We start from the raw sequence: 24696 nt of genomic DNA, 5'->3' as shown, positions 1-24696 counted from the left end.
CCCATGACGCGCTCGCACATCCGGCCGCGCAGGGGGGGCCGCAGCCGCGATGGCGGCAGGGTTGCTGGTGGTTTCGGTGCCAGTGGGGAACGCCTGGCCGGAGGGGACTCCGTCACCCTCTGTGTCCGCATCCTCCGCATCCTCCGCATCGCCCTTCGAGGAATTCCCGCCGCTCACTCCCGCCGTGGCCAAGAAGCTGGACCAGGCGGTCCAGCAGGTCATGCGCGATGCACGGGTGCCCGGTGTCTCGGTCGGGCTGTGGGTTCCGGGGAAGGGGAGCTACGTACGGGCCTTCGGGGTCGCCGACAAGAGTTCGGGGGCGCCCATGTCGACCGGTCTCAACATGCGGGTCGGCAGCGTGACCAAGACGTTCACGGTGACGGCGCTGCTCACCCTGGTGGATCAGGGCAGGGTCGGGCTGGACGATCCGATCGGGAAGTACGTGAAGGGGGTTCCCGACGGGGACCGGATCACGTTGCGCGAGCTGGCGGGGATGCGCAGCGGACTCTTCAACTACTCCATGGATCCCGGCTTCTTCAAGGCGCTGACGAGCGACCCGCAACGGCACTTCTCGCCGCAGGAGTTGCTGGACTACTCCTTCAAGCACCCCCTGCAGTTCCAGCCGGGCGAGAAGTTCGAGTACTCCAACACCAACGCGATTCTGCTGGGGCTCGTCGTGGAGAAAGCGAGCGGCCGGTCGCTGGCGGACTACCTCGAACGGAACGTCTTCGAGCCGGCGGGCATGAACCACACGTTCCTGCCCCGGACCGCGGCGTTCCCCGCCCCGCACGCCCAGGGGTACACCGACCAGACGGCGACCGGCAGGACCGGGAACGCCACGTACTGGAACCCCTCCTGGGCATGGGCCGCCGGGGGTGCGATCTCCGACCAGCGGGACCTGCGGACCTGGGCCCGGGTGCTCGCCACCGGCACACTGCTCAGCCCGGCCACCCAGGCCGAGCGGCTGAAGACGGCCCCCAGCAATCTGCCGGACACCGGCTACGGCCTGGGCATCTTCGACGCCCATGGCTGGATCGGGCACAACGGCTCGCTGCCGGGGTACGAAGCCCTGGTCATCTACCTGCCCGAGGCGAAGGCGACCCTGGTCGTGCTCCTCAACACGGACACCGACCACCGGGGTTCGGAGCCGAGCACCCTCTTCGGCGAGGCGATCACCCGCGTCGTGACCCCGCAGCACGTCTATTCGCTGCCGGCCCAGCCCGCCGCGAAGTGAGCCGGGCGGCGGGGGCGGTTCTCATGCCGTCAGCTCCGTGATCAGGGAGGTCGCCTCGCCGATGAGGGCCACCTCGTGCGGACTCATCGTCGGGTTGGCGCCGCGTCGCGAGGCGGCCTCGGCCAGCTGACGGGCGGGGATGCCGCCGGACGCGGAGAGGTGCGGCAGCAGGGCGTCCAGCAGGGAGCGGGCGCCGGCCGACGCGGGGGAGCGGGGGTCGACCGCCACCTGGGCCAGGATGAGGGACGACATGGCCCGGTCCGCGGCCGGGACGCCCTCCTCGGTGTTGCTCCAGTCGATCACCACCGGGCCCCGGTCCGTCAGCATCACGTTGTCCGGGTGCAGGTCCAGGTGGAGGATCCGGTCCTCGGGGTCCAGGGAGAGCCGGGCCGGGACAGTATGGAGTTCGGCGAGGAGACCGGCAAGCATGGCTGCCGCCTCGGCCGCCGGCAGTTCGCCGGCCACCATGGAGTCCAGCATCGTCGGGCCGGTCAGGCGTTGCAGCATCAGGTCGCAGGGGGGCGTCCTCGAGTTCCGGGGGCCGAGGCGGGGGACCGGGAAGCCGTGCGCGCCCAGGTAGGACATGACCATCCACTCGTGGGTGGCGTCCTTGCCGTCGCGGTAACGGCGCAGCACCCACTTCTCGTCGAGTGCGTACACATCGGCGGACCGTCCCGCACCCAATAGCTCACCAATTCGCATGAGGCGAACCTACGGGGGCGGACGCCGGGTGTGGGGGTGTGGCGGGCGATACGGGGCCGACAGCGCCGGTCAGGGGCCCCATAACGCGAAGTGAGGGGGCGAACGGGATCTCCTGGGGATGACGTGTACGCGGCTACCTTGACGTCAATTCCCCCGAAGTCAAGGAGAGTTCCGTGGAGAGCTCCATGCTCCGCAGACGTGCCCTGGCCGCGTGTACCGCCACCGTGGCCGTCGGCGCGCTCGCGCTGGCCGGCCTGACCGGCAGTGCGTCCGCCGATCAGGCCCCCCAGCTCCGCACCCCCACCGCCACGTGGGCCGGGCAGCTCTCGCCCGGTCTGCTGAAGGCCATGCGGCGCGACCTCGGGCTGACCGCCGACGAGGTGCGCGGCCGGATCGGCCAGGAGACCCGGGCGGCGGCCGTCGCCGCCGGGCTGCGGCACTCCCTCGGCGCGGACTTCGCCGGGGCCAGGGTGAGCGGTGGCGACGCGGCCCTGATCGTGGCCACCATCGATGCCGGGGACGCCGCCCGGATCCGCGAGGCCGGCGCCCGGCCCGTGATCGTCGAGCACAGTCAGGCCGAACTCGACGCCACCAAGGCCGCGTTGGACCGGGTAGCGCGGCGCAAGGCTCCAGCGGGCGTGCCCGTGTGGTACGTCGATGTGGCCACCAACCGGGTCGTCGTGCAGGTCGCCCGCACTTCCGCCGCCGACCGGTTCCTTGCCGACGCGGGGGTGTCACGCAGCGTGGTGACGGTGCGTCAGTCGAACGAGCTTCCCCGCACGTTCGCCGATCTCCGGGGCGGTGACGCCTACTACATGAACGGTTCGGGGCGCTGCTCCATAGGCTTCTCCGTCAGGCGTGGCAGCAGCCAGTCCGGCTTCGTCAGCGCCGGCCACTGCGGAACGCCCGGGGTCAGCACCAGCGGGTACAACCAGCAGGCCCAGGGCTCCTTCCAGGGCTCCACCTTCCCCGGCCGCGACCACTCCTGGGTCGCCACCAACACGAGCTGGGCGCCGCGCGCCCTGGTGAACGGCTACGGCAACGGCGATGTGACGGTCACCGGGTCCACCGAGGCGCTGGAGGGGTCGTCGGTCTGCCGCTCCGGCTCGACGACCGGCTGGCACTGCGGGACGGTCCAGCAGCGCAACACCAGCGTCACCTACCAGGAGGGCACCGTCTCCGGTGTCACCCGCACCAATGTGTGCGCCGAACCCGGTGACTCCGGCGGTTCGTTCATCTCGGGCAGCCAGGCACAGGGTGTCACCTCCGGCGGCTCCGGCAACTGCTCCCAGGGCGGTACGACGTACTTCCAGCCGGTGAACCCGGCGCTCCAGGCGTACGGACTCACCCTCGTCACCAACGGCACCCCGACCGACCCGCCCACCGACCCGCCGACCGAGCCGGGCGGCACCTGGGCGGCCGGTACGACGTACGCGGCGGGCGATGTCGTGACGTACGGCTCCGACAGCTACCGCTGCCTCCAGCCGCACCAGGCGCAGCCCGGCTGGACGCCGCCGTACGTGCCGGCCCTCTGGCAGCGCGTCTGACGGCCGCCCCCACAGCCCCGACCGTTCCGTGATCCCGGCGGGTCCGTGATCCACGGCCGGTCCGGCGGCTCCGGCGGGGCCGCCGCCGCATACTGCGCCCGCCCGGCCTCAACTCCACGCCTCCCGGCCGGGCGGCGCGCACCTCCCGCCCCGCTCTGTGTCATGCACGTGCCCTTCCCCCACCTGAGGAGTCAGCCATGACCCCAGAACCGACCGAAGGCCCCGGCGGTGACCGCCGGATCAGCCGCAAGACACTGCTCAAGGCGGCGCTCGTCGCCGGAACCGTCCCGCTGCTCGCGGGCGGAGGCGTCGCGCTGGCCCGCGACGCCGGCTACGGTGGCCGGCCGCTGGTGCCCACGCCGAACTGCGACGACGGCGACGGCCCGACCCACGAGCAGATCGAGGGGCCCTACTTCAAGCCCGACTCCCCGCTCCGTACCAGCCTGGTGACCGGCAGCACGCCCGGCGTGCCGCTGACCGTGAGCGGCTTCGTCTTCGGGCGGAGCTGCAAGCCCATCCCGGGAACACTGCTGGACTTCTGGCAGGCCGACACCAACGGCGCGTACGACATGAGCGGATTCGCCTTCCGCGGGCACCAGTTCACCGACCAGTCGGGGGCCTTCAGCCTGACCACGATCGTGCCGGGGCTGTACCCGGGGCGCACGCGCCACATCCACGTCAAGGTCCAGGCACCCGGCTCGGGCGTCCTGACCACGCAGCTCTACTTCCCCGACGAACCGCGCAACAACACCGACTCGATCTTCGACCCGGCGCTCCTGATGAACGTCCGGGAGATCGGCTCGGGGCGGGAGGGGACGTTCGACTTCGTCCTCGACGTCGACCAGGGCCCGACCGACCCGCCCACGGATCCGCCGACCGACCCGCCCGGCTCCACCTGGGCGGCCGGAACGCTCTACGGCGCGGGAGACCGCGTCACGTACGGCGGGGTCGCGTACCGCTGTCTGCAGGCGCATTCGGCGATGGCCGGCTGGGAACCGCCGAACGTCCCCGCGCTGTGGGAACGCGGGTAGACACGCGGCACGGCGGGCGTACGCCGCTGCGCGGGCGCGCCCCGGGGGTTCTTTACCCGTGGGCACGCTCCGCGTGGCGGAGTAGCCTGGATGCGTACGGCTCCCGGTGAGCCGCTCGTGTCGGCCTGCGCATCGAAGGGGGCCGGTATCGCATGGAAACCCTGGTCACCGTCGTCGTCGTTCTCGCGATGATCGCGATCGCAGCGTTCGTCATCCATCTGCTCAATGCCCGGCACCGGCATCAGCATCTGCGTCCGGCGCACTACGACGGCGGGCTGGCCGGGTTCGACGAGGGTCCCGGCCCTGCTTCCCGCACCGGCCCCGGTCACGGCTCTACTTCGCATCCGAATAACGCTCCACCACCGCCGTAGTGAAAGGGAAACGCACCGGTGTCTCACCGAAGGCGGTCCGCCCGGCCAGCTCACCGGCCGCCCGGATCGCCTCCACCACGGTCCGAGCCTCCTCCTGCGGGCAGTGCACGATCACCTCGTCGTGCTGGAAGAAGACCAGCTCCGCCCGGAGGCCGGCCGAGGCGAGCGACCGGCGCAGGGCGGCCAGGAGCAGCAGCGCCCAGTCGGCGGCGCTGCCCTGCACCACGAAGTTGCGGGTGAAGCGGCCCCGGGCGCGGGCGTTCGACGACGCGTAGCCAGGGGTGAACCCGCCGCTGTCGACGGGGGGCGGATCGGGGATCTCCTGCGGGATGCCGGCCTCCTCGTCCGCTCCGCTCCCGGCTGCGGGAGGGCTGGTCCGGCCCAGCCACGTCCGTACGAGACTGCCTTCCTCGCCCGACTTCGCGGCATCGTCGACATAGGCCACGGCCAGCGGGAACCTCCGGCGCAGGGCGGCCAGATTCTTCAGGCCGTCGCCCGAGGTCTGGCCGTAGACAGCGCCCAGCAGCGCGAGCTTGGCGTGGTCCCGGTCTCCGTGGAACGCCCGGTCCGACAGCGCCGTGTACAGGTCGCCGTCATGGCCGGCCACCTCCATCAGCCCGGGGTCGCGGGAGATCGCGGCGAGCACCCGGGGCTCCATCTGGTCGGCGTCCGCGACGACCAGGCGCCAGCCCTCGTCGGCGACGACCGCCCGGCGTATCACCTTGGGGATCTGGAGCGCCCCGCCGCCGTTGGTCGTCCAGCGGCCGCTGACCGTACCGCCCGGCAGGTACTCGGGGCGGAAGCGGCCGTCGCGCACCCAGTCCTGGAGCCAGCTCCAGCCGTGCGCCGTCCAGATCCGGTACAGCTTCTTGTACTGGATGAGGGGTTCCACCGCCGGGTGGTCCAGCTCCTCCAGCTCCCAGCGGCGGGTGGACTTCACCTTGATCCCGGCCTGCGCGAACGCCTTGACCACATCGGCGGGGAGATCGGGCCGGACCCTTCTGCCGAAGGCGGCCGAGACCTCGTCGGCCAGCTCGGCCAGCTTGCGGGGCTCGCCGCCGCCCGCGTAGCGCTCGCCGAGCAGTTCGTCCAGCACTTCGCGGTGGACGTCGGCGCGCCAGGGGAGGCCGGATCCGTTCATCTCCGCGGCGACCAGCATGCCGGCCGACTCGGCGGCCGTGAGCAGGCGCATCCGGCCCGGGTGCGCCGTGGCGTCGTGCCGGCGGAGCTGTTCGGCGTACACCTGGAGCAGGTCCTCGAAGGGGAGCTGCGTGCCGGAGCGGGGCTCGAAGAGCGAGGACTGCGAGCCGGGCTCCGCGGAGCGGGCCGGGGGGTCGGGGGGCACCGGGGCGTTGTGCAGGCGGGCGTGGGCGGCAGCCGCGGAGCGGGGTTCGCCGAGCCGGCCCTCATGGGCGAGGAGGAGGGATTCGGCGACCTCGATGTCGTAACAACGGTCCACGGGGACGCCGGCCGCGAGCAGCCGCGGATAGATCTCGGCGGTGGAGCGCCACACCCACCGGGTGACGTCCGGGCGGGAGCGGACCGCCGCCACCAGGTCGGGTTCGGCCACGACCGGGGCGGCGGGCAGGCCGGTGGGGGCCAGCGGGGCGAGGAGGGCGCCGCCGGTCTCCGTCATGGCCAGAGCCCACCGTTCGGTCATGCCTTCGATTCTGGCAGCCGGCACTGACATCGGACGGTGGGCGGGCGGTGCGTGTCCCCCGGTCCAAGCACCCCGGTCCATGCACCCCGGTCCGTTTACCGGTCCGCGTCCCCCGGTCCCCGGGTGCCGGGAACAGCACCGGTACCGGGACCGGGGGAGCGGCGGGCGTCAGGTCTCGGAATCGCTGGTCCAGGTGCCCAGCGAGATCTCGGCGGTGATGCCGGGGCCGAAGCCGGCCATCAGGCCGCGCTGCCCGTCGAGGGTCGATGCCTCGTCGAACATGCGGCCGAGGGCGTCGAGTACCACGGCGCTGGCTATGTTGCCGTACTCGGTGAGCGTGGCGCGGCTGAAGCGGAACGCCTCGGGCGGTACGTCCAGGAAGTGGCTCAGGTCGTCCAGGATGCGCGGGCCGCCCGCGTGGATGATGTAGAAATCCATCTTGCCCGCGTTCCACTGGTGCTCCTCGGCGACCGCCTCCAGGGCCGGTGCGAGGGGCTCCATGGTTCCGGGCACCCGCTTGTCGAGCTGGAAGTGGAACCCTGTGGACCGGACCGCGTAGGAGATCCAGTCCTCGGTGGCCGGGATGACGAACGAGCCGTTGCGCTCCAGACGGACTCCGGTGCCCCCGCTGCCGCGGAGCACGACGGCGGCTATGCCGTCGCCGAACAGCCCGTTGGACAGCAGCGATCCCACGCCCAGGTCGGTGGGCTGGTAGCAGAGCGAGCAGAACTCGCAGGCCACGATCAGCACATTGGCGTCGGGGTACGCCGTGCAGAAGTCGTGGGCCCGGTTGACCGCGGCGCCGCCCGCGGCGCAGCCGAGCTGGGCGATCGGCAGCTGCCGGGTCTCCGGCCGGAAGCCCAGCTCGCCGATGAGCCACGCGGTCGGCGGCGGCATCATGAAGCCGGTGCAGGAGACGTAGACGATCAAGTCGATCTGCCGCGGCTCCAGTTCGGCCTGGTCGAGCGCCTGGCGCACCACCGCCGGAACGCGGGCCTTGGTGTGTTCCTCGTAGGTGATGCTCCGGGCGTCGAAGCCCGGGTGCTGCAGCACCTTGTCGATCGGCTGGATCAGATGCCGTTTCTGCACCCCGGTGTGTTCGATCAGACGAAGGACCAGGTCTATCTGCGGGTGGTCGCCGTGCAACCGTTGCGCCAGCTCAAGGGTTTCCTCGTTGGTGATGACGTACTCGGGAACCGCGATGGCCGGCTTGCAGAGAACCGCCATGGAACTCCTCCTAGCGGGCATGGTCCAACACGGCCGGGCCCGAGGGTTCCGGGGCATCCCGGCCGGAGGCGGCCACCACGGTGCCGCACACGCGGCGTCGCACGGATGCGGACACTGGTGGATTCCGGCGCCGGGTCAGGTACCCCTGGAACGGGCGCGGACGGGCCGACCGTCGAAGACTGTCGTTCTAGCCGTCGTGGGCGGAAGCGGATCCGCCACGGCTTGGGTGGCCGTCGGGAACACGCTACGGCAGGTGGATCGGGGCCGCACGCCGAGCGCACGCCGACGGCGCCGCGCGGGCCCTGCGGAGGGAGAGGGCGCGGGCCGTGCGGAGAGTGGCCGGGGGCCGTACGCCGCAGCCCCCGGCCGGAGGACCTCCCCGGGGCCCCGGAGAGGTCCGGGCCGGCCCCGGCCGGGGCCCCGGACGCGTCCGGGTTGCCGACGGCCGGGGGCCGAAGCATCATCGATGACGGCTGCCGGGGCGCCTGCTCACCAGGTGACGGGCAGTTCGAGTGGATAGCGCCAGATCGACGTCCTGTTCCAGCGCACCTCCTCGGCCGGAGCCGCCAGTTTCAGCGCGGGGAAGCGCTTCAGCAGCGTCCCGATGGCGATCTGGAGCTCGGTGGCCGCGAGCGGGGCGCCGAGGCAGTGGTGCCCGCCCCACCCGAAGGTCATGTGGGACGTCCCCTGGCGCTCCAGGTCCAGCTCGTCGGGGCGGTCGAACTTCCGGCCGTCGCGGTTGGCCGTCAGATAGGAGACGTGCACGATGTCCCCTTCCCGGATCTGTACGCCGCTCAGCTCGACGTCCTCCAGGGCGACCCGGGGGATGCCGACGCCCTTGCGGAAGGGGATGAAGCGCAGCAGCTCCTCGATGGCCTGCGGGAGCATCTCGGGGCGGTCGCGCACCATGGCGAGCTCGTCGGGCCTGGTGAGCAGCGTGTAGGCGATGTTCCCGATCTCGTACGTGGTGGTGTCCTGGCCGGTGATCAGCAGGACCATGGCCATGACGGCCAGTTCCTGGTCGTCGAGGAGCTCGTCCCCGTCGCGGGCGGTGGCGAGCGCGCTGATCAGGTCGTCGCCGGGGTTGGCGCGCCGTTCGGCGGTCAGCTCCTCGAAGTAGGCGCGGAGCTCGGCCTTGGACCGGATGGCCGCTTCCTTGTTGTCGACGGTGGTGTCCATCATGGTCCGGGCGTGGGCGCGCAGTTGTGCCTGGTCGGCGTCCGGGATGTCGAGGACCTCGCAGATGGTGGTCAGGGGCAGCGGCGCGGCCAGATGCTCGAACAGGTCGGCCGGGGCGCCGTGCTCCTCCATGCGGTCCAGCAGCTCGTCGACCACATGCTGCGTACGCACCCGCATGCGCTCCAGGTGGCGGGGGGCGAAGCCCTTGGAGATCAAGCTGCGCAGACGGCTGCTGCCCGGCGGGTCCATGACGTTGATCGCCTCGTCCTGAACGATCGGTTCGGGGGTCATGCGCGGGAAGTTCCGGCCGATGATGGCGCTGCGGCTGAAGCGCCGGTCGGTGGTCACCGTACGCACGTCGTCGTAGCCGGTGACGAGCCACGCATCGCCGTCGCCGTGCGGGAGGCGGATGCGGGAGACGGGCTCTTCGGTCATCAAGTGCCTGAGCACCGGGTCGAATTCGAGGGCCTCGGCGTAGTCGAACGGGCAGTGCCGTGCGCCGGCTACTGGTTCCATGCGGAGCTCCAGACGGGATCTGACGGGTGGTCCACGCGATCGCGGGCTTGGACGGGACATGGGTGCCCGGTCGTCCGCCGGGCCACGCGCCGCTCCGGTCCGATTGGTCCATATGAAGAGCGGATCGGACGGCGCCGGTCGCTGGACCGGCGCAATCCGGTCCGGCGACCGGCGGAAGGGGCGCTGGCCGGTGGGTCCGACCAGGGTCAGCCGCCCGGTACGACGTCGGTGGCGTCCACCGCGGGGCGCAGCGAGCGGGCGAGGGCGACACCGTCGCCCACCGCCCAGAAGTGGGTGAAGAACAGGCGGGGGTCCTCCGACAGATGGTGGTTGTGCAGTTCGACGAGCTTGATCCCGCCGTCCCGCAGCGCTTTCAGTACGTGCGGGACCTCGTCGGCGCGCATGGCGCAGTCGCCGCTGAGCGCGGCCCGGCCACCGCCCAGCGGCTGGAAGTTGAACGCGCTGGTCGATCCCAGGCCGGGCGGCAGGATCAGACGGCCGTCCGCGACGGTCTCGCGGCGGACGAAGAGGACCTTGTAGAGCCCGTCCTCCGTGGACCCCTTGGCGCCCAGCGCCGCCTCCATCCCGGCGATGTCCAGGTCGACCGGGGCCGACGGCTGCGGCCGCTCCGGGGGCGGGGTGCCGGTGCGGTCGAATCCGGCGCGCAGCCCGCGGGCCAGGGCCACCGCGTCGTGGCCGTGTCCGTGGACATGGGTCCACCAGAGGTCGGGGGTCTGGGCGAGCAGGTGCTTGTGGAGCGCGGTCTGCTCGATCCCGTTCTCCTGCCACGCGTCGGTCACGTGCTGGAGCTCGTCCTCGGTGACCACCACGTCGCCCATGACCATCACGGAGCCGTCGGCGTAGCGGACGAAGGCCACGTGGGTGCCCAGCGCCAGTCCCGGGGTGACGACGACGCCGTCGGAGACCACCAGGAGATCCCGCCGGGGGAAGCCCGTGTGGTACGTCGTGTCGCGCAGCATGTTGCCGCTCCGGCCCAGCGCCTTCGCCACGTCCGCCCAGTCGTCCAGGGTGGTCGGTACCGGCCTGATCCGCCTTCCGTGCCCCGGCCCGGCCATGTCGGCGGGCAGGGCGCGGGCCACACCGGGGCTCGCCGCGGTCAGTACCGGCGCGAGCGCGGCGGCTGCCAGCAGGCGCCGCCGGGACGTGATGGCCTGTGGGTCCAGGCCCTGCCGTCGGTCTCCGGTCATCATCCGATCGCCTCCATCGGTCGCTTTCATGGCGAGATGAAAGCATGCGAAATCATGATGAAAGGATGAAAGCGGATACATCGTCAGCCGGTGGGGCTGGATGGACTAAACGCGGTGTCCGGCCGGGCCGGGTGGGGCGGCCGGACAGCACGAGCGCACCGCGCCTCGACCGGCCGCCGCCCCGCGCCCCACCGTGACCCCCACCGCCTCAGCCCGTCCTCGGCGAGCGTCGCCGCACCGCCTCCGGCAGCAGCGCAGCCCCCACCGCGACCAGCGCGCACGCCCCCGCCGCACCGCCCATCAGCGCCCACGGCACCGACACCACGACCGGCGCCGACACCGAGACCAGCGCGGCGGCCAGGCCCGCCAGATGCACCCCGGCCACGGCCAGGCCGAGCAGCGCCCCGAGACCGACCGCGAACAGGGTCTCCCCGGCCACCACCGCGAGGACCCGCGGCCGGGTGGCGCCGGCCAGCCGGAGCGCGTCCAGCTCCGAGGACCGTACGGACCCCGCCATCAGCATGGTGTTGGCCAGTGCGATCAGGGTGTAGACCAGCGCGATCCCCAGGAGCACGACCAGACCGGTCCGGGTCTGCGGACCGGCGCTCGGGTACGTCGCCTCCAGCCACTGCTCCGTGGACCGCACCGTGCCGCCGGTCCCACGCAACCGGGCCTCGACGAGAGCCCGGTCGGCGCCCGGCGAGAGACGTACCTCGATCCGGTCCACGGCCGCCGCCGGGGCGTTCGCCCTGGTCACATAGGCGCCGTTGTTCCCCGTGCCGAGGGCCAGCACCGCCACGATCCGCAAGGAGGCGGGCCGCCCGTCGCCGAGCCACACCCGTACCGTCGAGCCCACCGTGTGCTGGGCCCACTCCTCGTTCACCACGATCGAGCCGTCGTCCAGGTCCGCGATGTCGCCCGCCACCACCGGCAGCCGCCCGACCCGGGCCAGCGCCCTCGCGTCGTCCACCGCGCGGGCCTCGGAGGCGACGAGGGCGGTGCCCTCCTCGCGTACGTAGACGGCGGTCGGGGCGGAGGCGGACAGCGTGGCACCGGGCATCGGACGGGGCCTCAACCCCTCGCCCGTCACGACCAGATCGGCCCTCGTGCGCTCGCGCGCCTCCGCCGCCTTCGCCGCCGGACCCGTCATCGCGGAGCCGGCCACCGCACCCGCCAGCGCCACGGTGATCAGCACCGGAGCGGCCACCGCCGCCGTACGCCGCAGCGCCGCCGAGGCGTTCGCGGTCACCAGCATCCCGGTCGCTCCCGGCAGCCGGACCAGCCGGGACAGCGGGCGTACGAGCAGCGGCGAGAGCAGGGCGACGGCCGTGATCAGGACCATCGGCTGCGTGATGTACGTCTTCCGCTTCAGCAGCGCGGACGGGTCGGTGGCGAGGGTCTGCGCGATCAGGAACGCGGCCCCCGCGAGCAGGGCGAAGCCCAGCAGCCGGCGGACCGGCGGGAGCACCCCCGTATCGACATCGGCCTCGCGCAGCGCCTCGGCGGGGCCGGTCCGGCCCGCCCGCCGCGAGGCGGCCCAGACCCCGGCGAGGGACACCACCAGCCCGGTCCAGAAGGCGGCGTGCAGCGGCCAGGCGGCCGGGCGGACGACGAACCAGGGCGGCGCCATCCCCTCGTCGACGAGCAGCGCGGCGAGCAGCGGCGCGCCCAGACCACCCAGCACGCATCCGGCGGCGGAGGCCAGGGTGCCGACCACGGCGGCCTCCGTCACCAGCAGCCGCCGCAGCTGGCCCGGCGTGGCGCCGGCCGTGCGCAGCAGCCCGAACTCGCGCCGGCGCAGCGCCACCGCGAAGGCGAACGTCGACGCGACGACGAAGACCGAGACGAAGGCGGTGAGGCCGCCCGCGGTGCCGAGCAGCACGTTCGCGCTCAGCAGCCCCTCGGCGTCCCGCTCGGTGGCCGGGTCGGCCCGGCGGCGGTCGTCCCCGGTGAGGACCAGGGCGCGGTCGCCGACCACCCGGCGCACCTCGGCGACGGGCGCGTCCACCCCCACGGCGTCGGGTTCGTGCCGAGCGCGTACGGCGTCCTGCCCGTCGTCCCGGGTCACCGGGCCGAGCGCCCGGAGCTTGCGCAGGAGTTCGATATCCACAGGGTGTGGATGGGCGAGCTTCCGGCTCGCGCTGCCTGTGGACGGTCCGCGCCGCACCGGCACGGTCAGGGTGTCGTTGCCCATCACCACCACCGGCGACGAGGCGAAGCGCTGCGGTGCCCGGGCCGGGGCGCCGAAGGTCGAGGCGAGGCCGAGGCCCATGGCCGCGATCAGCCCCACGCCCAGCGCCAGCGCGGCGAAGGCGCCGGTCAGCGCGGGCCAGCGGGTGCGCAGGGAGGCCAGGGCGACGGTCAGCACGACGCCTCCCGGACGCGGGCCGGGACGGCCCGTCCACCGGCGGTGCGGCGCCCCGCCGCCATCCGGGCCGCGATCCGCCCGGCGTCGAGTCCGGTCAGATCGTCCGCCACCCGCCCGTCGACCAGGAAGACCACCCGGTCCGCGTACGCCGCGGCCACCGGGTCATGGGTGACCATCACGATCGTCTGCCCCGCCAGGTCCACCAGTTCCCGCAGCATCCCCATCACCTCCTGGCTCGTCGCGGTGTCCAGCGCGCCCGTCGGCTCGTCGCCGAAGAGCACCGCGGGCCGGGTGATCAGGGCCCGTGCCAGGGCCACCCGCTGCTGCTGGCCGCCGGACAGCTCGGCGGGCCGGTGCCCCGCCCGGTCCGCGAGACCGACCCGGGCCAGGGCGTCCCGTACCTCGGTACGGGACGGGCGGCGGCCCGCGAGCCGCAGCGGCAGCGCGACGTTCTGGGCGGCGGTCAGCGAGGGGATCAGGTTGAACGCCTGGAAGACGAAGCCGATCCGGTCCCGGCGCAGCAGCGTCAGCCGGCGCTCGCTCAGCCCGGTCAGCTCCACCCCGCCCACCTCGACGGCGCCGGACGTCGGCCGGTCGAGCCCGGCCGCGCAGTGCAGCAGCGTGGACTTGCCGGAACCGGACGGGCCCATGACGGCGGTGAAGGTGCCGGTGCGGACGGTGAGGTCGATGGAGCCGAGGGCGTCGACCTCACCGTAGGCGCGGCGCACGGAGCGGAGCCGTACGGCGTCGGCGGCGCTCGCACCCGCCCTCGCGGGGGCGGCGGTTGCTCGGGAGGAAGTCATGCGTCGATCGAACCGTTTCCGCGCCCCGCGATCACGACCACCAGGGCCCGTCCACGGGGTAGGGCCAGGCATACCCCGCCGCACCGCCCTGCCTACCCTGACCTCATGGAACCGGTGACCGACCAGGCATTCGCAGCAGCCCTCTACTCGGACGGCGACGCCGGCCTCGACACCGGCGCCTCCCTCCTCGCCGCCGATCCGACGGCCGACGCGGAACTGTTCCGGCGCGGCGAGGAGTTCGTCCGCCGGGCCTGGGAGCGCGGCTGGCAGCCCGCCGATGTCGTACGTCTGGTCCGCCGCGACCTCGACGAGACGGCGGCCTGTCTCGCCGCCGGGCTGATCGTCTCGGAGACCGCGCGGTACGAGCGGCTGCCGCCGCGGTGGCGTGCCCAGCTCGACGGGCTCCCGGACGCCCCGCCCCGTAACCGTCCGGACCGCTTCTCCTACGCGTCCGCCGTCCTCGGCCTGTACCGGCTGCTGCTCCGGCTCCCCGCGATCGAACCGGTCGGGCCCCCGCCCGGCGCCGCCCCGCACGGGCTCCACCTGCCGCCGGCGCACGACGAACCCCGGATGCTGACCCGGATCCGCGCCCTGCTGGCCAAGGCGGAGGCGACCGGCTTCCCCGAGGAGGCGGAGGCCCTCACCACCAAGGCGCAGGAGCTGATGGCCCGCCACTCCATCGACGAGGCCCTGCTCGCCGCCCGTACGCACAGCAAGGAGGCGCCGGGGGCCTGCCGGATCGGGGTCGACGCGCCGTACGAGACGGCGAAGGCGATCCTGCTCGACGCGGTCGCCGCCGCGAACCGCTGCCGTGCGGTGTGGAACAGCGAACTCGGCTTCTCCACGGTGGTCGGCTTCGAACCGGACCTGGACGCCGTGGAACTGCTGTACACCTCCCTGCTGGTCCAGGGCACGGTGGCGATGACGAAGGCGGAGGCGGGCCAGCGGGCCGGGGGACGCAAGCGGACCAAGACGTTTCGGCAGTCCTTCCTGATGGCGTACGCCCAGCGGCTGGGCGGCAGGCTCGCCGCCGACACCGCCCGGGTCACCGCCGCCGCCGAGGCCGGGACCGGGGCCGGACCGGCGGAGGCCGGCGACCCGGATCTCCTCCCGGTCCTCGCCGCCCGCGACATGGCCGTCACGGACGCCGCCGAGCGGATGTTCCCCGAGACCACGACCACCCGGGTCCGGGGCGCCACCGACCTGGACGGATGGACCCACGGCACGGCCGCGGCGGACCGGGCACGGATGGGCGGGACCGGACCGGAGCTCCGCGGCGGACGCGGGAGGCGGTAGGCGGCGCCCCGGCGAACGCCGGCAGAGGGGCGGACGGTGCCGCCCCGGCGGACGAGGACGGAGGCAGGACCCGCCCTCGCGATCTGATTCGGGGCAACTCGGGCTAAACGGTAATTCCGGTTAGGCTCTGGGCATGAGCTGGCTCCGGGCGCTGAAGGAGACCGCCCGCTCGGGGCTGTCGATCGAGCGGCGGCGTCTCGAACCGCTCATCGCGATCCGGGGCGCGGCCGGTCTCGCCCTCGTCATCGGGATCAGCCTCGCGTTCTTCGGGCCGGTGGTCGCCGCGAGCTCCGCGTTCGGCGCTTTCCAGGCGGCCATCGCCACCTTCCAGCGCAGCTGGCGCCCCCGGCCCGTCCTCGCCCTGGTCTCCGGGGCGAGCCTCGCCGTGTCGACGTTCCTCGGCTATCTCACCGGCTCCCGGCTCGTGCTGTTCCTCGCCCTGCTGGTGCTCTGGACCTTCGTCGCGGGCCTGGCCTGGGCGGCGGGCCCGACCGCCGGCATCATCGCGGCGTCGAACGTGGCGATCATGCTGGTCACGGTCACCCTGCCCACCTCCGTCGCCAACTCGGCCGTGCACGCCGCGATGATCCTGTTCGGCGGGATCGTGCAGGCGGCGCTGATCGTGCTGTTCCCGGTGCGCAGATGGGGCGCCCAGCGCGACGCCCTCGCCGACGCGCTGGCAGCCGAGGCCGACTACGCCCGCCGGCTGCGCCACGACCCGCTCGCCCCGTTCGACCCGGTGCCGTTGATGACGGCCCGCAGCGCGGCCGCGGTCACCCCGCGCCAGGCCCGCCGCCGGCCGCCCGAGCTGCGGGGCTCCCGAGGGGTCGCCGAACGGATCAGGCCGGTGCTCGCCTCGCTCGCCGACCCGTCCCTGGGAGTGCCGTCCGAGGGTCCGGAACGGGAGCGCGTCCGCGAGCTGCTCGCCGCCGCCGGATCGGTGCTCGATTCGGCGGCCCGCGCGATCCGCCACGGCAACGCGGTCGAGCTCGCCCCGTCCGCCGTCGCCGCGCTGAAGACCCCGGACACCGGAACGCTCCTCACCGGCCCGCCGCTCCGCGCCGCCGACCGGCTGGGCGCACTGCTCTCCGACGTCATCGAAACAGCCGAGGGCGAGGGCACGAAGGAACAGGAAGCCAAGGCCGAGGCGGCCGCCGAGGCCATCAAGGCACCCGCGAACGGGCCCCCCGCCGCCGGGATCCCCGCCGCCCCGCACCGCCGCCGCCCCACCCTGCTCCGGCTGGTCCCCGTCGTCCTGGCGGCGATGCGCGCGGAGCTGCGCCCGGGTTCACCGATCCTGCGGCACGCCGTCCGGGTCTCCGTCGTCGCGGCCGGCGGCTATCTCATCGGCACCGTGCTGCCGTTCGGCCACGGCTACTGGGCGCCGATGGCCGCCGTCATGGTCATGCGGCCGGAGTTCTCGCAGACGTACGCGCGGTCCGTGGCCCGGTTCGGCGGCACGATCGTCGGCGTCTCGCTCGCCACCGCGATCGTGCAGACCGCCCACCCCGGCGTGACCACGGCCGCGGCGCTCTCCGTGCTCTGCGCCCTGCTGATGTATCTGCTGATGCGTACCGGGTACGTCGTCGGCCAGGCCTGTGTCTCCGCGTACGTCGTCTTCCTGCTCGGCATGGCGGGCGACAACTGGTCGCAGACCGTGCTCGAACGCGTCGTCCTCACCCTCGCGGGCGGCCTGCTCGCGATGATCTCGTACGCCCTCTACCCGGCCTGGGAGACCCCGAGGCTCCGCGGCAGGCTCGGCGACTGGCTGAAGGCGGACGGGCGGTACGCGGCCTCGGTCGTCGACCAGTACGCCGAACCGGCCGAGCGCGGCCACGACGACGTGCGTTCCGCGCTGCTCGATACCCGTGAGGCCCGGGTCGCCTGGCAGGAGGCGCTGGCCACCGCCCAGCACGAACCGGTGCGCAACCGCGGCCTCTCGCGCTCCGCCGCCGACGACACCCAGCACGCGCTCGCCCAGCTGGGCCGGGCCGCGATGCTGCTGGAGGCCCACCTCCCGGGCGGCGGCGCCACCCCCGTACCGGACGCGGGACAACTGGCCGAGGCGCTGCGCCGGGCCACCGAACGGGGGGCGAAGGCGGTGCGGGAGCGGCGGGTGCCGGACTGGACCGAGGTGCGCGAGGCGCTGGCGGAGTGGGACGCGCGGCAGCGCACGGACGAGGGCGAGGCGGACCCCTTCGTACGGGAAGGGGCCCACCTGCTCCTCGAAGCCCTGGAGGAGTTCTCCCGGGGGCTGGACGGCAGGTCCGGTTCCGGGACGAAGCCGAAATCACCTGGGCGCCAGGCGGATTGAGGCCCGGGCGGCGGCCGTCAGGGGGCAGTGGTCGGGAGGTCGGCCAAGTCCGGCAGGCCGGACGGCAGGGCGCCCGGGTCGGTCTTGGCCAGGGTGTCCTTGACCCCGCTGTCCCAGGAAATCACGACGGTCTTGCCGTTGTCGGAGTCGACGGACCCCGAGGTGCGGTCGTCTCCACCGTCGACGCACTTCAGTGTGAGCGTCACCTTGCCCGCGCCCTGCACGGTGCCCGTGCAGGCATGCTGTTCGGTGACGAGCACGGCCTTCCCCGACGCCACCGACAGGACGACCGCCTTGCCGTCGGTCTTTCCGGCCCAACCGCCTTCCAGCGCAGCGGCGTCGGTGCCGGACCCGCTGTTGTCATCGGCCTGGCGGCCGGGCTGGTCCGAGGCGGTGGAGCCGCCTCGTCCGTCGCTCTTCCCGCTGTCGCTGCTGCAGCCGGTCAGTGCCGCGGTGCAGAGGATTCCGGCGGCGATCGCCGCGCCGGTCCGTACGACTCCGTGCATCTGTAATTCCCCCTTGTTGACGAAAGACCGAGCCAAGTTATCAGCGCGTTCTGCCGGGATGGAGAGCTCGACCGGGGGTAGACGCAGCCGAAACGGCGTTCCGTGCGTCTGTCCATACGGAGTAAGGATCGGACTAAAGCTGTAATCGCGAGAACACCCCGCGTGCACGTGCATCGGCACATGCATCTGCGCATGCAGCAATATTTGAACAGAGCTATGATCCGAGACAGTTGACACTTGCACCTTGCAACTCGGGGAGCGTCCTGTGCACCACGTGTACAACGGCATGGCGGCCACAGAGCTTCGCGGAGTCGTCTGGCAGAAGAGCAGACACAGCAACTCCCAGGGTTCGTGCGTGGAGTTCGCGAAACTGCCCGACGGAGATGTGGCGATGCGGAATTCGCGCCACCCCGACGGGCCGGCGCTGGTCTATACGCCGGCCGAGATAGAGGCACTGCTGCTCGGGGTGAAGGACGGGGAGTTCGACCACCTCATAGCGGGCGGCTGACCGCCTCACAGTGGGTGGGTGACCACTTCACGGACGGTGGCCGATCACTTCCCAGAGCGCGGCCGACTACCTCACGGAGCGCGGCCGATACCACTTCACGGAGCGCGGCTGACCCCCTCGCACCGGGTGGCTGACCGCCTCGCAGCAGACGACCGGCCACCTCATGGCAGGCGGCAGACCACTTCCCGCGGGCCGGTGTCCGGCCCGGACCGCCGGCCGCTCGTCGCGACCGGGCGGTTCACATGCCGTCGGACAGCCGGAACAGTGCCCAGACCACCTTGCCGCGCGATGCCGCCGGGGTGTTCGGACTCTCCGTCTCCGGGGCGGGGTGCCAGCCCCATGAGTCACTGAAGGACTCCACGAGGAAGAGGCCGCGGCCGGATTCCGCGCAGTCCGGTGCCTCGGAGGCGACCGGGCTCTCCCGGCTGGGATCGCGTACCGCACACACCAGCCGTGAGCTCCAGCGCAGCAAGTGCAGCCGTACCGGCGGGTCCTGGGGCACCGGTGCGGAGCTGTCCGAGGGCAGGGCGTGGCGCAGGGCGTTGGTGACGAGTTCGGAGACCACCAGCGCGACGTCGTCGAACCGCTCGGCCAGTCCCCAACCGTTCAGCGTCGTCCGGGTGAACCGCCTTGCCCCGCCCACGGCTTCGTAGCGGGCGGGCAGTGTGCAGGTGGCCGATCCGGAGACGGCTGAGGGATCGATGGGGGGAAGCCCCTGCCGTAACGGCTCGAGCATCGTCGATCCATTCGTCCCCATGCGAGGCACTCCCGGGATTCGCGGCTGTATCAGTACTGCGGGGGGTACAGCGGCACAACACGAACGAGCACGCAGGTGCGCGAGCCCCATGGTTCCCAATGCGTTGGGCAGATGCAAGGGCAGATGCACGTGCACGCGCCTGACCTGTCCGACCCCGTGCCGGTTCTTGGTCATTTCTTCCTGGGTGTATTTTCACAGCTCTCTGGAAGGCTTCTCGTTTCCGTAATCGAATGAGTACGGGCTGAAGCGTTTTGATGGCAGAATCCGGCACTTGGGGTCAGGGGGGAGCCCGATGCCAGGGAAGCGATGGGGAGGACCGGGCCAGTGGCGGCAGGCGAGTCGAGTGGATCTGTGGTGCGGCGCATCCTGCTGGGCTCGCAGCTCAGGCGGCTGCGCGACTCGCGCGGCATCACCCGTGAGGCGGCCGGCTACTCCATCCGGGCCTCCGAATCGAAGATCAGCCGCATGGAGTTGGGACGGGTGAGCTTCAAGGCCAGGGATGTCGAGGACCTGCTCACGCTCTACGGAGTCACGGACGAGGCGGAGCGGGACGCTCTGCTCGGCCTGGCCCGGGAGGCCAACGTGGCGGGGTGGTGGCACAGTTACGGAGATGTGCTGCCCGGCTGGTTCCAGACGTACATCGGGCTGGAGGGGGCGGCATCCCTCATCCGGGTGTACGAAGTCCAGTTCGTCCACGGTCTGTTGCAGACCGAGGCGTACGCACACGCGGTCGTCACCCGGGGCATGGGTGCCGCGCCCGCCGTCGAGATCGACCGCCGGGTCGCGCTGCGGCTGGAACGCCAGAAGGCCCTCGTCTCCGAACGTGCACCCCATCTCCATGCCGTACTGGACGAGGCCGCGCTGCGCCGGCCCTACGGTGACCGCGAAGTGATGCGTGGGCAATTGCGGCATCTGATCGAAATGTCGGAACAGCCCAACGTCACTCTCCAGGTGATGCCCTTCAGTTTTGGCGGGCATGCCGGCGAGAGCGGTTCTTTTACGATGCTGCGATTCCCGGAATCCGATCTGTCGGACATTGTCTATTTGGAGCAGCTGACAAGTGCGCTCTATCTGGACAAGGCCGAAGAAGTCGCGCAGTACGAAAAGGCCATGGTGCGGCTCCACGAGGACAGCCCGGGGCCCGAGGAGAGCCGCGATCTGCTGCGTGGTCTGCTCCAACTCACCTGATTCGTCAGTACGATGACGGTTCGACGGGAGTCTGCACCTGAATCAAGGGATTTGCATGTCCTTCTTCTACGAGCTGGCCGACCAATACATCGACGGTGAGTGGCGGACCGGAACCGGCTCGTGGGACATCATCGATTTCAACCCCTACAACGGGGAGAAACTCGCCGCGATCACCATTGCCACCGCGCAGGAGATCGACCTGGCCTACCGCGCCGCGGAGCGCGCCCAGCGGACCTGGGCCACCACCGGACCGTACGAGCGCCGCGAAATCCTGGAACGCGCACTGCGCATCACCGGCGAACTGCACGAGGAAATAGTCGACGCGATCATCGACGAACTCGGCGGCACCCGGGTCAAGGCGGAGTACGAGGTCCGGGTCGCCGAGGAATTCCTGCGCGACGCGATCCGTCAGGCGCTGCGTCCGCCGGGCGCCCTGCTGCCCGCCCTGGCGGACGGCAAGGAGAACCGCCTCTACCGGCTGCCCGTCGGTGTCGTCGGCGTGATCAGCCCCTTCAACTTCCCCTTCCTGGTGGCGATGAAGTCCGTCGCACCGGCCCTCGCGCTCGGCAACGCGGTCGTCGTCAAGCCCAACCAGAACGCCCCGGTCGTCGGCGGCACGCTGATCGCGAAGATCTTCGAGGATGCCGGACTGCCCGCCGGGCTGCTGAACATCGTGATCACCGATGTCGCCGAGATCGGTGACGCGTTCATCGAGCACCCCGTGCCCAAGGTGATCTCGTTCGCGGGCTCGGACCGGGTCGGCCGCCATGTCGGCGCCGTCGCGGCCGGGCACTTCAAGCGGACGGTCCTCGAACTCAGCGGCAACAGTGCCCTGGTGGTGCTGGAGGACGCGGACATCGGCCACGCGGTCGAGGCCGCCGTGCACAGCCGCTTCGTCTACCAGGGGCAGGTCTGCATGGCCGCCAACCGGATCCTGGTGGACCGCCGCGTCGAGCGGGAGTTCACCGAGAGGTTCACCGCCGCGGTGGCCGCGCTGAGGACCGGTGACCCGCGTGAACCGGAGACCCGGATCGGCCCGGTCATCAACACCTTCCAGGCCGACGCCCTGACCGCCCTGGTCGACCGGGCGATCGCCGAAGGGGCCACCGCGCTCGTCCGCGGCCGGACCCGGGGCAACCTCGTGGAGCCGACCGTGCTCGCCGGGCTCCCCGACGGCTCCCCGCTGCTGTCCCAGGAGATATCCGGCCCCGTGGCGCTGCTGATGACGTTCGACGGCGAGGACGAGGCCGTACGCATCGCCAACGACACCCCGTACGGGCTGAGCGGCGCCGTGCACACCCGCAGCACCGAACGCGGGGTGCGGTTCGCTCGGCGCGTCGTCAGTGGGATGTTCCACGTCAACGGCTCGACCGTCCAGGACGATCCGCTGGTGGCGTTCGGCGGCGAGAAGTCCTCCGGGCTCGGCAGGCTGAACGGCGAGGCGACCGTCGACGCCTTCACCACCCAGAAGTGGATCTCGATCCAGTACGGCCGGAGCGAGTTCCCCTTCTGACCGAGTGACCGCTTCCGACCGCGCGGGTTTCCCGTTGCGGACAGCCGCTGACCGCAAGGGTCCGTAGCTTGGTCGGTGTCAGGAAGAACCGGCACGGATCATCAAGGCGGACACCATGGTCACTCACGTTCCCTCGGAAACCCCCGGCGACGAGCGCGGCATGTTCCTCTCCTTCATCGAGGCCCAGCGCGGTGCGATCCGGCGCTCGCTGCTCGGGCTGACCGAGGAGCAGGCGGCGAGCCGCCCCAGCGCCAGTGAGCTCTCCCTCGCCGGACTGGCCAAGCACGTCGCCGAGTGCGAGCTGAACTGGCTGCGGATGGCCCAGCAGCAGTTGAACGAGACCGTCCGGAACGAGAACACCTGGGCGGACGGCTTCCGGCTCGTCGGCGACGAGACGGTGGAGCAGGTGCTGAAGTTCTGGGACGGCGTCGTGGCCGAGGAGGAGGAGTTCATCCGCTCGGTGCCCAGCCTGGACGACACCTTCCCGCTGCCCGAGGCGCCCTGGTTCCCGAAGGACGGGCGGGTCTCGATGCGCTGGCTGCTGGCCCACCTCGTGGAGGAGATCGCCCGGCACGCCGGGCACGCCGACATCATCCGGGAGTCCCTGGACGGCCGCACCGCGCTGGAGCTGGTCGCCGAGGCGGGGGGCTACTCTGATCAAAGTTGAGCAGAAGGGGTGCGTGAGATGTCCGCGATCCGGCTGCTGGTCCTGTGCGCCGTGCGCCAGCACGGGCGGGCGCACGGCTATCAGGTCCGCAACGACCTGGAGTACTGGGGCGCGCACGAGTGGTCCAACGCCAAGCCCGGCTCGGTCTATCACGCGCTGAAGCAGATGGCGAAGCAGGGGCTGCTGCTCGCCCACGAGACCGCGCCGAGCACGGCGGGCGGCCCGCCCCGTACCGAGTACGAGATCACGGAGCGGGGCGACGAGGAGTACTTCACACTGCTGCGCGCGGCGCTGACCTCGTACGACCAGAAGCCGGACGTGCTGTCGGCGGCTCTCGGCGGCATGGTCGACCTGGAGCGGGCCGAGGCGGTCGCGCTGCTCAGGGAGCGGGTGGCCGGACTTGAGGCGTGGCGGGCCACGGTCACGGAGTACTACACGCCGGAGGCCGGGCCCGAGTCGATCGGCCATATCGGCGAGATCATGAACATGTGGGTCCACTCGGCGGATGCCGGGGCCGAGTGGACGCGCGGGCTGATCGCTCGTATCGAGGGCGGGGCGTACACCTTCGCGGGGGAGGGCGAGCCTTTCGTCGGGGTGCTCGCCGAAGGGCAGGAGAACCCTTACGCGACGGGGCACTGACTCCGCTGCGTGGTGGACGGCGTCTCAGTGGTGGAACGACGTCGCCATCTGCCGGTCGCGGCTCATCGGATGCGCCTGGCGGCGCAGGTCGGGAAGGACCAGTCCGAGGTCCTCCAGCAGCAGTTCGGCGAGGTCCGACGAGAAGCCGTTGCGGCACACCACCCGCAGCACCGACAGGTCCTGCCGGTTGGCGGGGAAGGTGTACGCCGGCACCAGCCAGCCCTGTTCGCGCAGTCGCCGCGACACGTCGAAGACGTCGTACGCCTCCACCCCCGGCGCGGTCGTCAGCGCGAGGACGGGCAGCTGGTCGCCCCGGGTGAGGAGCCGGAAGTCGCCGATCTCCTCGATCCGTTTCGCGAGCCCGCAGGCCACGTCCCGGGACGCCTGCTGGACGGCCCGGTAGCCCTCTCGGCCCAGCCGCAGGAAGGTGTAGTACTGCGCCACCACCTGCGCACCCGGCCGGGAGAAGTTCAGCGCGAAGGTCGGCATGTCGCCGCCCAGGTAGTTGACCCGGAAGACCAGCTCCTCGGGCAGTTCGGCGGGGGTGCGCCACAGCACCCAGCCGACGCCCGGGTAGACCAGGCCGTACTTGTGCCCGGAGGTGTTGATGGAGGCCACCCTCGGCTGCCGGAAGTCCCACACCAGGTCCTCGTCCAGGAACGGCGCCACCATCGCCCCGGAGGCCCCGTCCACGTGGACGGGGACGTCGAGGCCGGTGCGTTCCTGGAGGGCGTCCAGTGTCGCGCACAGCTCCGCGACCGGCTCGTACGAACCGTCGAAGGTGGAGCCGAGGATGCCGACGACGCCGATGGTGTTCTCGTCGCAGAGGTCGGCCGCGGCCTGCGGATCGAGGTGGAAGCGGTCGCCCTCCATCGGGACCAGCCGGGGCTCGACCTCCCAGAAGTTGCAGAACTTGTCCCAGCAGACCTGCACATTGATGCCCATGACCAGGTTCGGCCGGGCGGACGCCGGATAGCGGTCGGCGTTCCGGGCCGCCCAGCGGCGCTTCAGCGCCAGCCCGGCGAGCATGCAGGCCTCGCTGGAGCCGGTCGTCGAACAGCCCACGACCGCCGAGGGATCGGGGGCGTTCCAGAGGTCGGCGAGCATCGCCACGCAGCGCCGCTCCAACTCGGCGGTGCGCGGGTACTCGTCCTTGTCGATCATGTTCTTGTCGCGGCACTCGCCCATCAGCACCCCGGCCTGGGGCTCCATCCAGGTGGTGACGAAGGTGGCGAGGTTGAGCCGTGAGTTGCCGTCGAGCATCAGCTCGTCGTGCACCAGGCCGTACGCGGTCGACGGCGGCATCGGCCCGTCGGGCAGTCGGTGCCGGGGCGGCGCCGACTCCATGCCGGCGACGGGGTCGGCCTCCCCGTAGAAGGGGTTGAGGGCGAGTCTGCGGCGGGCTTCGGACGGTTCTGCTTGCTGGGGAGAGCCCTTGTGGAGAGGCATCGGCGGCAGCCCT

The 24696-nt window shown here is 71.9% G+C and carries 21 protein-coding genes; 11 read left to right on the top strand and 10 right to left on the bottom strand.

Annotated features, from left to right (window positions below; genetic code table 11):
* Positions 1-184 precede the first annotated feature (184 nt).
* Positions 185-1234, top strand: a complete 1050-nt coding sequence (locus ACIRJP_RS29380; RefSeq protein ID WP_404180372.1) for a serine hydrolase domain-containing protein — start codon at positions 185-187, stop codon at positions 1232-1234.
* A gap of 21 nt (positions 1235-1255) precedes the next feature.
* Here ACIRJP_RS29380 and ACIRJP_RS29375 read toward each other — a convergent pair whose 3' ends face one another.
* On the bottom strand, positions 1256-1936 hold the full coding sequence (locus ACIRJP_RS29375) for a phosphotransferase (RefSeq protein ID WP_404180370.1): 681 nt from the start codon (positions 1934-1936) through the stop codon (positions 1256-1258).
* Between the two features lie 173 nt (positions 1937-2109).
* On the opposite strand from ACIRJP_RS29375, the gene ACIRJP_RS29370 reads away from it, so the two are divergent.
* From ACIRJP_RS29370 to ACIRJP_RS29360, 3 genes are all read left to right on the top strand, one after another.
* Positions 2110-3483: an alpha-lytic protease prodomain-containing protein gene (locus ACIRJP_RS29370; protein ID WP_404180367.1), complete on the top strand. Its 1374-nt coding sequence runs from the start codon at positions 2110-2112 to the stop codon at positions 3481-3483.
* A 197-nt stretch (positions 3484-3680) separates the two neighbouring features.
* The gene (locus ACIRJP_RS29365; protein ID WP_404180364.1) at positions 3681-4514 is read left to right on the top strand and encodes a carbohydrate-binding protein; all 834 of its coding nucleotides are present in this window, start codon (positions 3681-3683) and stop codon (positions 4512-4514) included.
* Positions 4515-4666: 152 nt separating this feature from the next.
* Positions 4667-4885, top strand: coding sequence for a hypothetical protein (locus ACIRJP_RS29360; RefSeq protein WP_404180361.1), 219 nt, complete (start codon positions 4667-4669; stop codon positions 4883-4885).
* Here the strand turns inward: ACIRJP_RS29360 and ACIRJP_RS29355 are convergent.
* The 6 genes from ACIRJP_RS29355 to ACIRJP_RS29330 form a co-directional block, all read right to left on the bottom strand.
* On the bottom strand, positions 4848-6545 hold the full coding sequence (locus tag ACIRJP_RS29355; RefSeq protein WP_404180358.1) for a bifunctional 3'-5' exonuclease/DNA polymerase: 1698 nt from the start codon (positions 6543-6545) through the stop codon (positions 4848-4850). The two genes, ACIRJP_RS29360 and ACIRJP_RS29355, sit on opposite strands and share 38 nt — an antisense overlap.
* A gap of 168 nt (positions 6546-6713) precedes the next feature.
* Positions 6714-7772 carry a type III polyketide synthase gene (locus tag ACIRJP_RS29350; protein WP_383712032.1) on the bottom strand — a complete coding sequence of 353 codons (1059 nt, stop codon included), beginning with the start codon at positions 7770-7772 and terminating at the stop codon, positions 6714-6716.
* A 489-nt stretch (positions 7773-8261) separates the two neighbouring features.
* Positions 8262-9467, bottom strand: coding sequence for a cytochrome P450 (locus ACIRJP_RS29345; RefSeq protein ID WP_404180354.1), 1206 nt, complete (start codon positions 9465-9467; stop codon positions 8262-8264).
* 206 nt (positions 9468-9673) lie between these two features.
* The gene (locus ACIRJP_RS29340) at positions 9674-10675 is read right to left on the bottom strand and encodes a DUF1259 domain-containing protein (RefSeq protein ID WP_404180351.1); all 1002 of its coding nucleotides are present in this window, start codon (positions 10673-10675) and stop codon (positions 9674-9676) included.
* A 208-nt stretch (positions 10676-10883) separates the two neighbouring features.
* Entirely contained in the window at positions 10884-13043 is a 2160-nt protein-coding gene (locus ACIRJP_RS29335; RefSeq protein ID WP_404180348.1) for an ABC transporter permease, read from the bottom strand.
* Complete coding sequence (locus tag ACIRJP_RS29330) at positions 13037-13846, bottom strand: ABC transporter ATP-binding protein (RefSeq protein WP_404180345.1); 810 nt, start codon at positions 13844-13846, stop codon at positions 13037-13039. Before ACIRJP_RS29330 ends, ACIRJP_RS29335 begins: the two co-directional genes overlap by 7 nt.
* A 105-nt stretch (positions 13847-13951) precedes the next feature.
* Here ACIRJP_RS29330 and ACIRJP_RS29325 point away from each other — a divergent pair, with 105 nt between their 5' ends.
* Both ACIRJP_RS29325 and ACIRJP_RS29320 read left to right on the top strand, forming a co-directional pair.
* Positions 13952-15142: a DUF2786 domain-containing protein gene (locus ACIRJP_RS29325; RefSeq protein ID WP_404180342.1), complete on the top strand. Its 1191-nt coding sequence runs from the start codon at positions 13952-13954 to the stop codon at positions 15140-15142.
* A gap of 133 nt (positions 15143-15275) precedes the next feature.
* Positions 15276-17456 (top strand): FUSC family protein, encoded by a 2181-nt coding sequence (locus ACIRJP_RS29320; protein ID WP_404180339.1) that lies wholly within the window; start codon positions 15276-15278, stop codon positions 17454-17456.
* A 17-nt stretch (positions 17457-17473) separates the two neighbouring features.
* Here ACIRJP_RS29320 and ACIRJP_RS29315 read toward each other — a convergent pair whose 3' ends face one another.
* The gene (locus ACIRJP_RS29315) at positions 17474-17962 is read right to left on the bottom strand and encodes a hypothetical protein (protein ID WP_404180336.1); all 489 of its coding nucleotides are present in this window, start codon (positions 17960-17962) and stop codon (positions 17474-17476) included.
* 265 nt (positions 17963-18227) lie between these two features.
* On the opposite strand from ACIRJP_RS29315, the gene ACIRJP_RS29310 reads away from it, so the two are divergent.
* Positions 18228-18470 (top strand): DUF397 domain-containing protein, encoded by a 243-nt coding sequence (locus tag ACIRJP_RS29310; RefSeq protein ID WP_037690973.1) that lies wholly within the window; start codon positions 18228-18230, stop codon positions 18468-18470.
* Between the two features lie 238 nt (positions 18471-18708).
* Here the strand turns inward: ACIRJP_RS29310 and ACIRJP_RS29305 are convergent, their stop codons facing one another.
* Positions 18709-19206, bottom strand: a complete 498-nt coding sequence (locus ACIRJP_RS29305) for an ATP-binding protein (RefSeq protein WP_404180333.1) — start codon at positions 19204-19206, stop codon at positions 18709-18711.
* Positions 19207-19533: 327 nt separating this feature from the next.
* Here ACIRJP_RS29305 and ACIRJP_RS29300 point away from each other — a divergent pair, with 327 nt between their 5' ends.
* From ACIRJP_RS29300 to ACIRJP_RS29285, 4 genes are all read left to right on the top strand, one after another.
* Complete coding sequence (locus ACIRJP_RS29300; protein WP_259927850.1) at positions 19534-20415, top strand: helix-turn-helix transcriptional regulator; 882 nt, start codon at positions 19534-19536, stop codon at positions 20413-20415.
* A gap of 55 nt (positions 20416-20470) precedes the next feature.
* Positions 20471-21928 carry an aldehyde dehydrogenase family protein gene (locus ACIRJP_RS29295; RefSeq protein ID WP_404180330.1) on the top strand — a complete coding sequence of 486 codons (1458 nt, stop codon included), beginning with the start codon at positions 20471-20473 and terminating at the stop codon, positions 21926-21928.
* 115 nt (positions 21929-22043) lie between these two features.
* Positions 22044-22595, top strand: coding sequence for a DinB family protein (locus tag ACIRJP_RS29290; protein ID WP_404180327.1), 552 nt, complete (start codon positions 22044-22046; stop codon positions 22593-22595).
* A gap of 18 nt (positions 22596-22613) precedes the next feature.
* On the top strand, positions 22614-23234 hold the full coding sequence (locus ACIRJP_RS29285) for a PadR family transcriptional regulator (RefSeq protein ID WP_388666644.1): 621 nt from the start codon (positions 22614-22616) through the stop codon (positions 23232-23234).
* Positions 23235-23258: 24 nt separating this feature from the next.
* Here ACIRJP_RS29285 and ACIRJP_RS29280 read toward each other — a convergent pair whose 3' ends face one another.
* Positions 23259-24683 (bottom strand): glutamate decarboxylase, encoded by a 1425-nt coding sequence (locus ACIRJP_RS29280; protein WP_404180324.1) that lies wholly within the window; start codon positions 24681-24683, stop codon positions 23259-23261.
* Positions 24684-24696: the final 13 nt, after the last annotated feature.

Source organism: Streptomyces sp. NPDC102437, assembly GCF_044765565.1.
Lineage (GTDB): Bacteria > Actinomycetota > Actinomycetes > Streptomycetales > Streptomycetaceae > Streptomyces.
Note: the sequence above shows the minus strand (reverse complement) of the source record. Positions and strands in the feature narration are given on the sequence as shown.

What these genes read in the sequence shown, in the direction of transcription:
- ACIRJP_RS29375 (WP_404180370.1), bottom strand. Translation starts at nt 1,936, where the DNA reads ATGCGAATTGGTGAGCTATTGGGTGCGGGACGGTCCGCCGATGTGTAC.
- ACIRJP_RS29365 (WP_404180364.1), top strand. Translation starts at nt 3,681, where the DNA reads ATGACCCCAGAACCGACCGAAGGCCCCGGCGGTGACCGCCGGATCAGC.
- ACIRJP_RS29360 (WP_404180361.1), top strand. Translation starts at nt 4,667, where the DNA reads ATGGAAACCCTGGTCACCGTCGTCGTCGTTCTCGCGATGATCGCGATC.
- ACIRJP_RS29355 (WP_404180358.1), bottom strand. Translation starts at nt 6,545, where the DNA reads ATGACCGAACGGTGGGCTCTGGCCATGACGGAGACCGGCGGCGCCCTC.
- ACIRJP_RS29350 (WP_383712032.1), bottom strand. Translation starts at nt 7,772, where the DNA reads ATGGCGGTTCTCTGCAAGCCGGCCATCGCGGTTCCCGAGTACGTCATC.
- ACIRJP_RS29345 (WP_404180354.1), bottom strand. Translation starts at nt 9,467, where the DNA reads ATGGAACCAGTAGCCGGCGCACGGCACTGCCCGTTCGACTACGCCGAG.
- ACIRJP_RS29340 (WP_404180351.1), bottom strand. Translation starts at nt 10,675, where the DNA reads ATGACCGGAGACCGACGGCAGGGCCTGGACCCACAGGCCATCACGTCC.
- ACIRJP_RS29330 (WP_404180345.1), bottom strand. Translation starts at nt 13,846, where the DNA reads ATGACTTCCTCCCGAGCAACCGCCGCCCCCGCGAGGGCGGGTGCGAGC.
- ACIRJP_RS29325 (WP_404180342.1), top strand. Translation starts at nt 13,952, where the DNA reads ATGGAACCGGTGACCGACCAGGCATTCGCAGCAGCCCTCTACTCGGAC.
- ACIRJP_RS29320 (WP_404180339.1), top strand. Translation starts at nt 15,276, where the DNA reads ATGAGCTGGCTCCGGGCGCTGAAGGAGACCGCCCGCTCGGGGCTGTCG.
- ACIRJP_RS29315 (WP_404180336.1), bottom strand. Translation starts at nt 17,962, where the DNA reads ATGCACGGAGTCGTACGGACCGGCGCGGCGATCGCCGCCGGAATCCTC.
- ACIRJP_RS29305 (WP_404180333.1), bottom strand. Translation starts at nt 19,206, where the DNA reads ATGCTCGAGCCGTTACGGCAGGGGCTTCCCCCCATCGATCCCTCAGCC.
- ACIRJP_RS29300 (WP_259927850.1), top strand. Translation starts at nt 19,534, where the DNA reads ATGGGGAGGACCGGGCCAGTGGCGGCAGGCGAGTCGAGTGGATCTGTG.
- ACIRJP_RS29295 (WP_404180330.1), top strand. Translation starts at nt 20,471, where the DNA reads ATGTCCTTCTTCTACGAGCTGGCCGACCAATACATCGACGGTGAGTGG.
- ACIRJP_RS29290 (WP_404180327.1), top strand. Translation starts at nt 22,044, where the DNA reads ATGGTCACTCACGTTCCCTCGGAAACCCCCGGCGACGAGCGCGGCATG.
- ACIRJP_RS29285 (WP_388666644.1), top strand. Translation starts at nt 22,614, where the DNA reads ATGTCCGCGATCCGGCTGCTGGTCCTGTGCGCCGTGCGCCAGCACGGG.
- ACIRJP_RS29280 (WP_404180324.1), bottom strand. Translation starts at nt 24,683, where the DNA reads ATGCCTCTCCACAAGGGCTCTCCCCAGCAAGCAGAACCGTCCGAAGCC.